The 13,318-nt window shown below is 51.7% G+C and carries 17 protein-coding genes; 13 read left to right on the top strand and 4 right to left on the bottom strand.

Going from position 1 to position 13,318, the window contains the following annotated elements:
* The first annotated feature begins 90 nt into the window (after positions 1–90).
* Complete coding sequence (locus ACR0M9_RS20715; protein WP_480774560.1) at positions 91–387, top strand: imine reductase family protein; 297 nt, start codon at positions 91–93, stop codon at positions 385–387.
* A gap of 158 nt (positions 388–545) precedes the next feature.
* Complete coding sequence (locus ACR0M9_RS20710; RefSeq protein WP_480588790.1) at positions 546–1,034, top strand: phosphoglycerate mutase family protein; 489 nt, start codon at positions 546–548, stop codon at positions 1,032–1,034.
* Between the two features lie 427 nt (positions 1,035–1,461).
* Here the strand turns inward: ACR0M9_RS20710 and ACR0M9_RS20705 are convergent, their stop codons facing one another.
* Entirely contained in the window at positions 1,462–1,695 is a 234-nt protein-coding gene (locus tag ACR0M9_RS20705; RefSeq protein WP_010442296.1) for a hypothetical protein, read from the bottom strand.
* A 135-nt stretch (positions 1,696–1,830) separates the two neighbouring features.
* Here ACR0M9_RS20705 and ACR0M9_RS20700 point away from each other — a divergent pair, with 135 nt between their 5' ends.
* The 6 genes from ACR0M9_RS20700 to ACR0M9_RS20675 all read left to right on the top strand — a co-directional run bounded on the left by ACR0M9_RS20700 (position 1,831) and on the right by ACR0M9_RS20675 (position 6,193).
* Complete coding sequence (locus tag ACR0M9_RS20700; RefSeq protein ID WP_170499212.1) at positions 1,831–2,583, top strand: Crp/Fnr family transcriptional regulator; 753 nt, start codon at positions 1,831–1,833, stop codon at positions 2,581–2,583.
* Positions 2,584–3,029: 446 nt separating this feature from the next.
* On the top strand, positions 3,030–3,338 hold the full coding sequence (locus tag ACR0M9_RS20695; RefSeq protein ID WP_480774559.1) for a hypothetical protein: 309 nt from the start codon (positions 3,030–3,032) through the stop codon (positions 3,336–3,338).
* 3 nt (positions 3,339–3,341) lie between these two features.
* Positions 3,342–3,695 (top strand): hypothetical protein, encoded by a 354-nt coding sequence (locus ACR0M9_RS20690; RefSeq protein WP_480774558.1) that lies wholly within the window; start codon positions 3,342–3,344, stop codon positions 3,693–3,695.
* Positions 3,685–4,539 (top strand): hypothetical protein, encoded by an 855-nt coding sequence (locus ACR0M9_RS20685; protein ID WP_480774557.1) that lies wholly within the window; start codon positions 3,685–3,687, stop codon positions 4,537–4,539. Before ACR0M9_RS20690 ends, ACR0M9_RS20685 begins: the two co-directional genes overlap by 11 nt.
* Positions 4,540–4,631: 92 nt before the next feature.
* Complete coding sequence (locus tag ACR0M9_RS20680; protein WP_480774556.1) at positions 4,632–5,831, top strand: N-acetyltransferase DgcN family protein; 1,200 nt, start codon at positions 4,632–4,634, stop codon at positions 5,829–5,831.
* Positions 5,828–6,193 (top strand): alanine racemase, encoded by a 366-nt coding sequence (locus ACR0M9_RS20675; RefSeq protein ID WP_480774555.1) that lies wholly within the window; start codon positions 5,828–5,830, stop codon positions 6,191–6,193. Before ACR0M9_RS20680 ends, ACR0M9_RS20675 begins: the two co-directional genes overlap by 4 nt.
* Here the strand turns inward: ACR0M9_RS20675 and ACR0M9_RS20670 are convergent.
* Entirely contained in the window at positions 6,150–6,416 is a 267-nt protein-coding gene (locus ACR0M9_RS20670) for a hypothetical protein (RefSeq protein ID WP_480774561.1), read from the bottom strand. The genes ACR0M9_RS20675 and ACR0M9_RS20670 overlap by 44 nt on opposite strands.
* Positions 6,417–6,759: 343 nt before the next feature.
* Here ACR0M9_RS20670 and ACR0M9_RS20665 point away from each other — a divergent pair, with 343 nt between their 5' ends.
* From ACR0M9_RS20665 to ACR0M9_RS20645, 5 genes are all read left to right on the top strand, one after another.
* Complete coding sequence (locus ACR0M9_RS20665) at positions 6,760–7,332, top strand: hypothetical protein (RefSeq protein WP_480774554.1); 573 nt, start codon at positions 6,760–6,762, stop codon at positions 7,330–7,332.
* A 556-nt stretch (positions 7,333–7,888) separates the two neighbouring features.
* A complete protein-coding gene (locus ACR0M9_RS20660) occupies positions 7,889–8,521 on the top strand; it encodes a tyrosine-type recombinase/integrase (protein ID WP_170403722.1) in 633 nt (210 codons plus the stop codon).
* Positions 8,522–9,265: 744 nt separating this feature from the next.
* A complete protein-coding gene (locus ACR0M9_RS20655; protein ID WP_480774553.1) occupies positions 9,266–10,054 on the top strand; it encodes a hypothetical protein in 789 nt (262 codons plus the stop codon).
* Between the two features lie 183 nt (positions 10,055–10,237).
* Complete coding sequence (locus ACR0M9_RS20650) at positions 10,238–10,927, top strand: hypothetical protein (protein WP_480774552.1); 690 nt, start codon at positions 10,238–10,240, stop codon at positions 10,925–10,927.
* A gap of 73 nt (positions 10,928–11,000) precedes the next feature.
* The gene (locus tag ACR0M9_RS20645) at positions 11,001–11,249 is read left to right on the top strand and encodes a ParB N-terminal domain-containing protein (RefSeq protein WP_170452343.1); all 249 of its coding nucleotides are present in this window, start codon (positions 11,001–11,003) and stop codon (positions 11,247–11,249) included.
* On the opposite strand, the gene ACR0M9_RS20640 is transcribed toward ACR0M9_RS20645, so the two are convergent.
* The gene (locus ACR0M9_RS20640) at positions 11,241–12,308 is read right to left on the bottom strand and encodes a fatty acid desaturase (protein ID WP_480774551.1); all 1,068 of its coding nucleotides are present in this window, start codon (positions 12,306–12,308) and stop codon (positions 11,241–11,243) included. The genes ACR0M9_RS20645 and ACR0M9_RS20640 overlap by 9 nt on opposite strands.
* Positions 12,309–12,326: 18 nt before the next feature.
* A complete protein-coding gene (locus ACR0M9_RS20635) occupies positions 12,327–12,533 on the bottom strand; it encodes a cold-shock protein (protein ID WP_170430361.1) in 207 nt (68 codons plus the stop codon).
* Between the last annotated feature and the right edge of the window lie 785 nt (positions 12,534–13,318).

Below are 13,318 nucleotides of genomic sequence, written 5' to 3'. Positions count from 1 at the left end.
CGCCCGCCGGCACCTGAAACCATCATCCCGATGGATCACAGGCCGATGATCCACTAACAATCAACTTGGACCAGTCAGATGAGGCTGCTCATGGCAGAGGGGGTTGAACTGCAAAAGTTCATTTCGATGTTTCCTGATAGTGCACGCATTCAGCATCATGTCGGAACAATCCGAGATGGAACTTACGATCAAAGAACGGCCACGTTGTCCGTTTGGCAGGCATCTTTGGAACTGTTGAAGCAGCAAGCCATTGACGCTGGCATGGATGCTGGGTTTCCAAGCCACGTTGGAGGTCTTTTTGAGAAAGCAGTCAAAGCCGGCTACGGCGATGAACATGTTATGGCCTTGTTCAAAGTTCTGAGAGACGATGGGCGGGCTGCCGATTGAAAACTTGGCTCACAAAGGTCAGCTGAATGTACCGCCATGTTTTGTGGCTGCTAAGGTGGATCAACATCCGCAGGTTGGGATAGAGCTGCCGCCAACTTGATTTGCCAGCTTCTTCCTGAAAAGATGGCACCCTGTTCACAAGTCGGGAGTGCAATTTTGTGCGTTTTCTTTGTGCCGTTCTGATTCTGAATTTGGCGACTGGTTTTTCTGCCGCAGCTCAGGAAGCAGTTTATCTGATCCGACATGGTGAAAAAGAGCTGTCTGGAACTGACCCTGTCCTCACCCCGGAGGGCAGACAGCGCGCAGCAGATTGGGCTGAGATGCTTAGGAATGTTGGCCTTGATGCCATCATCACGTCGGATGCGCTGCGAACTCAAGAAACCGGCGGCATAATTGCCAACGCCCTTGGCCTTGAAATCAATGCCTTGCCAAAAGGCGATGTCGCAGGGTTGGTCGATTCATTGGAATTCGACCATGAAAAAGAGACAGTTCTAATTGTCACCCATGCTGAAACCATTCCACAAATTCTGGAATACATGGGCGTGCTTGAAGACGTCACGATCGACCAAAGCGAATTCGGCAATCTTTATGTTGTTCTTAGATCCTCTTCGGATAGTCCAACCTACATTCATTTGTTGATGCCTTGACGCATTCTGACAGGCCCGCTTCGGGCTCTTCCGACGCCTTCGCCGCATGATCCACGAACGGCAGATCTAGGATGAACCGCCTTTCGCTGCACCGCGCATGAACAGATAAACAGCGGGACTTTGCCGTCATTCGATCTGGAGCCTTCGCTGAAGCAGCATTTGCTCGCGGTCGCGGCATACTTATTGTTGCGGCGCGGCGAGTGTCACCAATCAGGTCATTCGCAGGCGTTGTATTTGCGTTAACGGAAACTGTACCCTCGCCGCAGCTCGGTCGGACAATCAGGACGCAGGATATGGAAGGCATTGAAACATTGATTCTCGTTTCGTGTTTGAATTGATCAGGAACGAGGCACCAAAAGTGTTTCTGTTTGCAATTTTGCTTTTTTTTGACGAGCATAATCTTGTTTTTCCGATGCGGGACTTAACGTTACTGCCGAACGCGATAGCCGGAAGCAATGATCTTGTTTATCAGAACAGCGGCGGCCTGGTGCATGTCCTTTTCATCGTTATTGCCGACCGCTGTTTCGTGGACAGCAGCTGCGTCATGCAGAACTCCCACAATTTCATGTTCGGGCAGAAGCTCACGATCTTTAATTGCAAGCAAAAGCGCTTCACAAATTGAGAGTGCGGCCATTCCTGAATGGTCTTGCCGGTCAGCCATGGTAGACGTCCTTTTCTAACAGGCGTCCAAGCATGGAAGCGCCACGATGAATTGCACCATACTGGCATAGATTGCTGTATACTTAACTGATCGAAAGCAGTCTTGGCGTCGGATAGTTTCGCGGGCTGCTCATCGATGAAGGAAGAACACTTGCGCACTATCAAAAATAGTCCACTCACCCGAAAGCTTTCAAACTTCGTCGCTCTGACTGAGGTTGAACTTGCGGTATTGGCACGCTTGCACAAACGCCGCAGAACCTTTGAAGCCGGACGTGACCTTGTGCATCAAGGGCAATCAGAGCAGGCTGCCTACATTCTGGCCTCGGGCTGGGTTTGTTCCTACAAAACCCAGACTGACGGGTCGCGTCAGATCGTCGATTTCCAAATACCGGGTGACTTTCTGGGTTTGCGAAGCGTTCTGCTGCACACCTCGGATCACAGCATAGAACCAATCATGGAAATCCAAGCTATTGAGGTAGTAGTGGATGATCTCCTGGAAGCATTTGCGCAAACGCCCCGGCTGGCGACAGCAATTCTTTGGGCGGTATCTCGAGATGAAGCGATGGTGGTTGAGCACCTGGTCAACATAGGACGGCGAGATGCGGGTGAGCGCATGGCGCATTTTCTTTTGGAACTTGGTGTGAGGCTGACTCAGGTCGGGATGGCAAACAAGACGGGATACACTTGCCCCCTGACACAATACCACCTTGCCGATGCGCTGGGACTGAGTGCCGTGCATGTTAATCGTGTCCTACGGCAACTGCGGGAGAAGGGGTTGGTTACTTTTCAATCCGGGCAAGTGGCATTTGATGATTATGACGGACTGGTGACGTTGGCCGGTTTTGACCCCACTTATCTGGATCAGGCCGGGCCACTGTTGAAGCAATAGGTTCACCCCTCGAGCGATGCCGGGGTTTTGATGATGGTTGCCTGGTTAGAGACGCCATTCTCTTCGGCAGATTTGGGATTTCACTGAAAAAGAAGCGCAAGATAAATACAGTCCGATTGCGGTACTGGATTTCCTGCGCTTCTCAATTACTCGTTAAGAACACGCCAGCAAATATCCCGCCAACACAAATCAGGTTGCCGGAAACCAAACATCGTTGCACTGACGCAGGTTAGTCAATTTTCTGGCAGTATCTGATCCTCGGATGCCAAATGCATTTGAGATTCCAATAGAATCTCAAGTCATTGGCCGCCGACTAACATCGATCAGCGCGCGTCTGCCATTTGCACATTATTCTAATTTACAACGCCAGTACTTCCGCGGCGCTTACAAGCGTATTCCGCGGCAGACTGCGCGAGGAAGATCCAACAACTATATGGAGGACCAAGGTGAGCACGAGATCGTCCAGTTCTTTGGTGACGTTTTCCAATCCGTTCTCTTTGTGCGGCTACCCGGATGAACTTCCTGCAGGCGAGTATGAAGTAATTGTCGAAGAAGAGCTACTGCAGGGCCTGAGTTTCGAAGCATATCGCAGAACCGGAACCTACCTGACAGTTCGGGGCAAAGGCAGCAAGCCAGGCCGCACGGAAGTGCGCCCAATTGACCCAGAAGATTTTGAACTGGCGCTCAAGCACGACCAGACCTTGGCCACATCTAACAATGACAGCGATGCGGCGCTTTCCCCGCAGGAGGAATAGATTATGAACACGCCCGAATGGCTTAAACCCGGAATCTACGGTGCTCTGATCGGCGGGGTTTTCGTAGGCGTCGTTGGATTTTCATGGGGTGGATGGATGACCGGCGGTAGCGCGGACAAGATGGCCAACGCCATGTCCCGCGACAATGTAATCGCTGCGTTGGTTCCGGTCTGCGTCGACATGGCGAGAACTGACGCCCAACGCGCCGAAAAAATAACGACAATCAAAGAGGCTTCTTCTTTCAAACGGAAGGATGCCGTCATGGAGGCAGGCTGGGCAACGGTACCGGGATCTGAAACTCCTAACAAAGATCTGGCACAGGCCTGTATCGAGGGGCTGAACCTGGATGGATCGTAACTCAATCACTCAACATTCGGACAACGCCGTTAGCACCAGGGCAAATCGAAAAAAACAGCACTGGTTTTGCGCTCACTTGATGACTGCGTTGTTTGTTGTCGTCTTCAGCAGTTTGGCGGGCTCCTTTATCTCATCAAGTCCCGCATCGGCCGAAACAAATTCGATCCCTGATAACGCGCATCCCAAAAAGTATGGCGACGGTTGGGAATGCGATTTGTCCTATCGGTTGAAAGGCGAAGAATGCGTGGCCATTGTCGTGCCGGGAAATGCCTACCCCACAAACAGAACCTACGGCTCAGGGTGGGCATGTATGCATGGCTTCATTGAAGTTGGTGGCACCTCTTGCACTGAAGTAATTGTGCCTGAGGGTGGATATCTCGATCCATCAGGTGAGAGGTGGCGATGCCTGCGGGGGTACACAAAAGTAGACGATAGCTGCCAGAAAATTGTCGTGCCGGATAATGCTTACCTGACGAACAGCACTTATGGATCTGCATGGCGTTGCAACCGTGGCTACGAGACAGATGGTGAAGCGTGCGTTGCAATAGCAGTGCCGGAAAACGCTTTTCTGAACGCATCAACCAGCGGGCGCCCCTGGACCTGCGAGCGTGGATATTTTGAGCGAGACGGAAGGTGCGATGCCGTCATCGTGCCTGAAAATGCTTTCTACGATGACGCGATCCATGGAGTTGGATGGAAATGCGAACGTGGCTACGAGGCGTCCGGTGATCGCTGCAATGCAATCGAGCTACCGGCAAATGCCCATATCGACCGATCCGGCAATGGGTGGCAATGCCACAAAAACTATCATCGATCAGAAGGGCTGTGTGTTCTGAACCAGTGAGAATTCAGACAGAAAGCCCACTTTCCCAAACTTCACAATTATTGCCCGTCCTTACCAAGGACGCGCGTTTCACACTCTAAAAAGGAACAAATATGAAACCCGTACCCATTGCGTCGGATGCCAAGCAGTTCATTGCCAGCGATGCGCAAAAGCTGGCGCCTAAACAAGCAGTTTTTCCAGAGCTTCACAGCAAGGCACTCGTGACAGATACACCGACTGCAATTGTGTATTGCGAAGGAAACTTCGCAAAGATCGATGGCAAGACGGCTAATGGTCTCGTTCGACATTCACAGGCCTATCGCGTTCTTTCGGTGATCGACAGCACGTATGGCGGTTGTGACAGTGGCAAAGTGCTTGATAATATCGCAAATCAGGTTCCCATCTTCGATGATCTTGATGCCGCCGTCGCTAATGAAGCTACGATCCCCGACACTTTTATTTACGGAATGGCGCCGGCCAGCGGCAGAATGTCCCTTGAGGATCGCGAAGTTGTTGTGGATGCGATAACGCTCGGAATGAACATCGTCAGTGGGCTGCATGAATTTCTTAGCGATGACAAGGAGCTCGCCGGATTTGCCAAAATTCACGATGTCACGATACGCGACATTCGCAAGCCGCGGCCCAATCCCGACCTGCGCCTGTTAGATGGCAGTATTGGAGACGTCCAGGCGATCCGCATCGCGGTGTTCGGCACCGATTGTGCAATTGGAAAGCGTACAACCGCGACAATCCTGACAGGCGCACTTAACGCGCATGGGATCAAAACAGTTTTGGTCGGCACCGGCCAGACAGGTTTGATGCAGGGCGCCAAGTATGGTGTCGCGATGGATTCGGTGCCGCCGCAATTTTGTTGTGGCGAACTTGAGCGCGCTGTTGTTGCGGCATCCGAGGGTGAGCACCCCGATGTAATAGTGATCGAGGGCCAGGGCGCGCTAAGCCATCCGGCTTTTTGCACATCAGCCTTCATTCTGCGAGGCAGTCAGCCACATGCAGTTATTCTTCAACACGCGCCTAAACGAAAACGTCGATGTGATTTCCCCAACATGACTATGCCCGACCCTTGCGATGAAATCACCCTGATCGAGGCTTTTGCGAACACAGAGGTAATTGGCATGACGATCAACCATGAAGGAATGAATGATGTTGAGATTTCAAAGGCCATCACAGACTACAACTGCAAATTGTATCTCCCGGTCACTGACGCATTGAACCGTCCTCCAAAAAACTTGGTGAATATGGTTCTATCTGCCTTTCCGCGCTTGCAACCCGTACGTGCTACGACGATTGAATGAGCAAGCTGCGTATCGACGTTGATCTGGACAAAATTCGGTACAACACACGGTTCCTGGTCGACCACCTTAGACCCCGCGGAATTACGGTGACAGGTGTGACAAAAGCCGTTTGCGGTCATCCTGAGATTGCGAATGCTATGCTTGAAGGTGGCGCGACAGGGCTGGCGGACGCGCGGATCAGCAATATCATGCGTATGCGCGATGCTGGAATCTCGTGCTCCATACCCTATACCTTCAATGCAGTGTGTGACTTTAGACAGTCCTTCGAACACTCGGTCGATCCTTGCCATTGGACTCCAGGACACCGATGCGGCGGGTCTAATTTTCCCTGCTGGCGTCACGTTCGTCGGAGCCACCAGTGATCATATCGTTGTTGAAAACACCAATTGTCTGCTTCGCCCTGGTGGCGAGGTGAAGCTGAAATTGAACTATAGCGCGCTCTCGCGCGGCATGGCTGCACCCGATGTAGCAAAAGTTTTCCATGGTGATGGCGCATTGGTTGACTGCACCGCAGCGAACACTGATCGCCCATATTCGAAGCGAAAGTAGCGCGCCAGGGTTGCCGCCGCCTCGGTTCTGCTTCATCCACCCGTCTTATTCTACGGCTTTACGTAGTAAATTGGGCCACCAATACCTATATTGGTGGTACCCGCATTCACTTTTCACACCCTATCTGGGCTCGTGAGTGTTGCGGACAATCAAAGGATCAAAATGATGTCTTTCAAAGACCTTACGACCAGAGCGGCTGCCGCACTGAAGGAAAACGATGCGGACGCGTCAAAAAAAGAAGTGACGTCGAAAGGGCAGGACGCCGTCCCCGAAAAATCAAAGCCTAAACCTCAAAACTGATAATACCCTGCCGGGAGCGGGTGGCTTGTTCTTGTTTACATCTCCGAGCGAGCGGTATCAGCAAAGGAGAACTACCCAAATGAACCAACTAATCAGCAAGACAATCGCAGTCTTTTCCAGGCCGTTTACTTTCCCTGGCTTTGACGAATTACTCCCGGCGGGCGAATACGACATAGAAACTGAGCTTTCCGCACCACCAGATTATTTGGATCCAGAAGCCTGGAAAGCATCAGTGCTAATCTTTCTGCTTCCACGGAAATCTCACCCCGGTCTGGCGCGAACGTTGACCGTTTCTCTTACTGATTTGGAGAGAGCCCGCGCAAGGGATAAATTGTCTGCGAAGGAGTTGTCGCAATTCCTGCTCGACCAACTCTTGGCCGATCCGATGGTGCAACTGATCATGGAAGCTGACGGTGTGTCTGAGACTCAACTTCGGCACCTCTACTCGGAGTCGCTCATTTCTGAGGCAGACGACGGATCATCAGATCAACGAGCCATACCACGAGGATGCGCAAGCGGTTCTCGGTATGCTTTCGCTGTCCAAGCTGCTGAGAACGAAGGAATGCCAGTTCGTCCTTTTAAAACCCCTCGGATTACAGGCCGTCCCATCGGACAGTCTGAACCAGGCAGCTCCTTCAATCTCAAGGCTTAGGGCTCGGAACTTTCTTTTCCAGTCGCTGTATAAACCAAAACAGAAATCGAGGCTAAGAACTGATGGAAGACTTCGACAACGACGCAGATACGATCATGGCTCGCGCCCACAATGACGTGCCGCAAGAACGCCCGTGTCTTCGTTGCAGAACGCCGTTCTGGAGCGAAGGGTTCGGAGAGCGGATTTGTCGACGCTGCAAGGGGTTGAGCGCGTGGCGAAATGGCGTATCAGTAAGCCCTGGGTTAGCTCGGCGTCGCTGATAACCTGACGCCGGTCTTTCCAGCTTTTCTGATCATATCTCATTTTATCTTATTGGTGCTGACCCGGGCCTTTTAACGTGGAACCCGATCGGTAATCGGTGCTGAAGACGAAGCGTACGCGCGGTTTGGACTCGAACCGTTCTTATGTGTAGTGATATGGGCTCAAGCCGCCTAATGCACACACTAAACCATGCCAGTATTCATAATCGGACAGCAGGCATTCACGCCGCTTGTACTATTCGGTGGTCAGCGCGGTGCTGTTGCTTGGGTGCGGAGGGTGGATCGGAGTGCAAAATATGCCAAGAGTCCAACTACCTGCAGTCACCCCAAAACCCAGAGCTTGGAACAAGGGGCGGATCATCGGTCAGAAACGACCGCTACTCCCAAAACAGGTCTGGGCGATCCGTGCCCGGCTCGAACTTTCTGGAAATCTGCGTGATCTCACAATGTTCAACGTCGCGATTGATAGCAAGCTACGCGGCTGCGATCTGGTCAAACTCGCTGTGACCGATCTTGTCAAAGACGATCGCGTCCGTGAGCGTGTTTCGGTGATCCAGAGCAAAACCAAGCGATCTGTTCAATTCGAACTGACGGAAAACACGCGAGAAACTGTATTGGTATGGGTAAAATCACCGGAAATGTTTGCTAGCCGGTTCATGTTTCCAAGCCGATTCCATGATCGACCACACATCTCGACGCGCCAGTATGGCAGGCTGGTTCGAGACTGGGTGACCGCAATCGGATTGGAACCGAGCGGATATGGCACGCATTCGCTTCGCCGAACCAAAGTAGCTGAGATCTACCGCAAGACAGGAAATCTCCGCGCGGTCCAACTTCTGCTTGGGCACACAAAGGTCGATAGCACCGTGCGATACCTGGGCGTTGAACTGGAAGACGCGCTAAGCATTGCAGAGCGCATAGACATCTGAGACAGTTTGGCGAGCGGCGCTGTCGGTCGCCAATCCATAGTGGTTCTAGTTCTTTTACGCAGGAGTGGGACGTAGCGTGCCCTGAGCGGAAGTGTCAAAATCTTGTTGCGTACGCTCGCAGTACAGTTTTCTCGGCTCAGGCGCAATTTACAGGGTGCGGGACCGAGCGGCCAATTGATCGCGCCGCGGGTACTTGTGCAGAAGCGGCGCGAACATCCCCGCCTGACAGCCAATGTCGTCCGGCCAGTCATTCCTAGTTACGAGGAAGCCTTGATCACATACTCCTCTTTCGCCGCACTCAGGCCCGGCAACTGAAACGCCGACTTAAACTGCCACCCGCTGATAGCCTGGCCCCAAATCGACACAACGAAAAACTAATACCAGACAATTTCTTTCGGTAGTTCACCAGGAACCTTGGTCACCGGCAGTTTCAAATACTACTAGCCGTAGCGGTGCTCCCATTGCGACGAGGGAAACTTCCTTGACTCTATGCTGGCTAAGAACCACAAAAGTGTATTGGTGAAATTTACTCGTCGCCGCGATGCTGCCGGCTTCGATGATCCAATGGCCTTCAGAATAACTGTAGCATATGCCCCAGCATAGGAACGGGTTTCGCTGGGGTCTTCGCTATGAGCTCGTTCCTCACATGCATTCGCAACTGTCACCTGACATGCGCCAGCCATCGCGTGACCCATGAAAGAAAGCGCCGTATGAACAACACATGGCTCATAAATTGCGTGCATGATGCCCGATAGATCAGGTCTCAGGCTCCGTTTCAATCAGTCATTCATCCTGTTTGCGCGCTGCATTCTTTGTTTGATCCCGACACTCTTGGTGTTGTTCTCAGGGACGCAGCTTCCTGCCCAAGTCGCAGGCAATGCCGATGGATCGGTTTGTGACCAAGGTTTCGAAAACAAGAACGGATCGTGCCAAAGAATAGACTTACCGGAAAACGCATATTTGACGGGTAGCTCCTATGGCATTGGCTGGGAATGCAATCACGGTTTTCAGAATGTCGGAGATCTCTGTGAGGAAATAAGAGTTCCTGAAAATGCCTATCTTGCATCAACCGGAGATCAGTGGGAGTGCAATCGGCTGTTCCAGCGTGTCGAAGAAAAATGCGAAGAACTGATTGCACCTCAAAATGGATACGTCGAAACTAGGTTTGGCGCACAGGAAATACACTGCAACTGGGGATTTCGTAAGGAGAACCAGGATTGTGTTGCAATAGAAGTCCCAAAAAACGGTCGTCTGAGCGATAAAAAAAGCTCGGATGGTTGGGTTTGCCTCAGAGGTTACAACGCGGCGGAGAGCGGCTGTGAGCCTGTGGCTGTTCCACAGCATGCGTATCTTGAACCAGATTCCTACTCTGGATGGAAATGCGAACGTGGTTTTCGCGCAAACCGGGACAGGTGCGATGCGATCCTTGTTCCTTCAAACGCTCATTTGAATCGAAGAGGTGATGGTTGGGAATGCAATCGGCCGTTCACACGACAGAACGATAAGTGCGCCGAAAAAAATCCGCGAAAATAGGTTCGTGGAAATCAATATCGCCTGACAAATCCGGAAGGACCAAGCCGTGAACCATAACTCGATTGACGAAAATCTTGGCAAAAGGATCAAAGCCGAAAAGGCGCGTCGCCGGTCCCACGGGATTAAGATATCTATAGCGTTAGCAGTGTTTGTTGCAGCGGTAATTGTAGTGGTGTTTCTCTAATGCGTAAAAATGCCCCTCAAGTGACCCTTTCTGACTCAAAGATGTCAGTGCGTGGTCTGGAACAAAGAGCATTTCAGGACCGCAGTGTTCGCAAGACGCGGAACGCCGACGTATCAGAAGTGATCGAAGTAGAATTTGGAAAGTACTTGATTAAGGCTGGCATTCTGAGCGGTAACAGCGTTGCGCGCGCATTCCCCAAGCCACCAGCGAAAACGCAAGGTTTGATTGCTGATGCAGTTGGCGAAACACCGTCATTGGCCATTGAAGCCTTAAAAGAAATTCTCGAAGAGCGAGACAGGAAACGCAGCGCTCGACGTCGTTTGGAGGCGAACTCCGGCAACTTCATTCCCAGTGAAGGAGAATATGTCGAAGCATTGCGTCAGATCAGGCTCTCCACTGCGCAGGTCACCATGCTCAAAGCACTTACAATCGCAGGCAAGGAAGGACTGAGCATTGGTCAGTTAACCAAGGCAGCTGGTTACAAATCGCGCGAGGCGTCCGTCAAGGTCTTCAAGAAAATCGGGCTATCGATTGCAGAATATCTGGAACTCGAGCTTCCCGAAGCCGGATCGGCTCAAAATGATGGCGCCGCTCAGGTATTGGCATCTTCTCACGTCAAAAGTGACGATGAACCAGCGACTTGGATCATGCATCAGGAGCTGCGCGATGCTGTTCGTTCGGTTCTATGACGCACGTTCCAGCGCCTGCCTTTGAAGCGAACTTCGAACCGGAATAAACGCAAGAAAGGCGCACACGTAGCTTATGTTGGAGAAAAAACCATATCCGCTCGACCTGATCTATGTACCTGTGAAACGGGCCAAAACACTTGATCAACAAAAGGTTCTGACGCTGGCAGAAGATATCCTGAAGAATGGCCAGAAGACGCCGATCCAGATACGTGCGGACAACAAGCGGTTCGTGCTGATTGAAGGCCTTCACCGACTAGAGGCCATTCGCGCCCTCGGCGGTGATACTGTCGAAGCCTTTTTGGTGCGCGCCAGATTACACTAGACTCTTGTTGGGATTGGCGTTCGACAAAGCCTGAGAAAACGTCAGCAGGCGCTGACTTTCTTCATCCCAAAGATGCAATCGTGCGCAATGAAGGCTCTCATATAGAGTAATACGCTGGCAATTTTCCAACTCGGAATGGTCACGCAAAACCTCGTTTAGCCGATAAAACGGTATGCGGCTGGCAAGGTGGTGAACATGGTGCACACCGATATTGGCAGAGAACCACCGCAGGATGCCTGGCAGGGCGTAGTGAGAACTTCCATAGAATGCGGCGTTCTGAAGATTCCACACTTCTTCCCGCTCCCAAGTCGTGTGTTCAAACTGGTGTTGAATATAGAATAGCCAAATACCAATCGATGCAGCGACGATCATGGTTGGAAGGAATACAAAAACCAGTACATCTAGGCCTCCGGTCCAAAAAATCAGAGCCAGGACCACCGCAATCGCGGCGTTTGTTCCCATTGCACTTGCCCAATACAGCCAGCCTGACCGCATGAAACCAAAGGGCAAGCGATTTTGAAAAAAGAACGTGTAGACCGGTACGATACAGAACAGAAAGAAGGGGTTCCGGATTAACCTGTAAGCGGCACGCCCGAACCAATTCCGTTTCAGGTATTCCTCAATGGTCAATGTAGGAATGTCACCCATACCACGCCGATCAAGGTTACCGGTTGAGGCATGGTGAATCGCATGGCTTTGCCGCCAGACGTCATAGGGTGTCAGGGCGAGAACACCCAGAACCCGGCCGGTCCAATTGCAAACGGTGCGACTTCTAAAGAAAGATCCGTGACCACAATCATGCATGATGATGAAGATACGCACCAGAAATGCGGCGTTCAGGATGGCCAATAGAACAGTGACCCAGATACTAAGGGATAGCGCAAACCACGCTGCGCCCCATAGCGCGAAAAAGGGGATGACAGTGATTGTCAGTTCAAAAACGCTACGCTTCGTATTGGGCACACGGTATTGCGCGAGCGCCCGGGTCAATTCCTGCTGTTGCAACTGACTTTTTCTCCAAGGGCTTTTAGCAGCCCATTGTGCAAACGGGCACCCCATAAGGGTGCCCGTAAAAGGTCAGGCCAGTGCCAGATTGGCCGCGCTGTCGCGTCCGTCACGGCCAGCTTCGACGTCAAAAGTGACCTTCTGGCCGTCTTTCAATTCGCTGATGCCGGAACGTTCAAGTGCTGAGATATGCACGAACACATCGCGCTTACCATCTTCAGGCTCGATAAAGCCAAAACCTTTGGTCGAGTTGAACCATTTTACTGTGCCATTTGCCATGGTGGAAGTCTCCTAATACTTGCCGCCCGCATTATTGCGGCGACTCGGCGTGGTCGGTCTGAATCGAAAGACTGAACGCCGAGTTTGGGAGACAGCAGGTCGAAAAAGAAAAACGTAAGCCTTGTGTATATGGACTTTGAGTACACACGATACAAGCCTTGATACAATGGAAAGCAACAGAAGATCTGAGTCTGCCTAGCCCAATTTGGGACAAAGATAAGCAGAACGCATTGCTCTGCGTTTCGGAAATCAGAGGTCGGCTTCTGATAAAACCTGCCGAATGCGTATGCAGCAAACTGATTGCTCAGGCACGGCAGGTAGGGCTCACTGTCCGAAATCGCCGCGTGCTTCAAGAACACCGTGGCCAGGCACAAATGTTCGTTGATTGATTGAAACATTACTAAATCAACGAGTTGACCTCTCTAACGAACGGTAGATTCTGCGCGGCCCGAATCTTGGGTCATGCTGCGTTGGCATAGGGCGACTGCGAGCCTCAATGTGCCATTAGTAGGTCCGTATCTGCGTAAGCATCGGGCAAGAAACGTTACCGATGTTACAGTTGGCCGTAAGTTCATTCAGAGCGGCCTCCAATCGCTTAAGTTCGATTATCTTCATACGCACATTGGAGATATGAAGCTCGGCCAGTTCCTGAACGGATTGGCAATCCTCGCTATCACCTTCGGACAGGTTGAGATGGACCTGTCCCGTTTTTGTGCCGCCCCAAGTGCTCGTTTAAGCCACTTTCCTTTCGAATGCGACAGGGCTTTTCCAGCCCAATGCTGAGT

The sequence above is a fragment of the Ruegeria sp. CH2 genome (assembly GCF_056537065.1).
The sequence above is the reverse complement of the archived record's forward strand: the minus strand, read 5'-3'. Positions and strand labels throughout refer to the sequence as shown.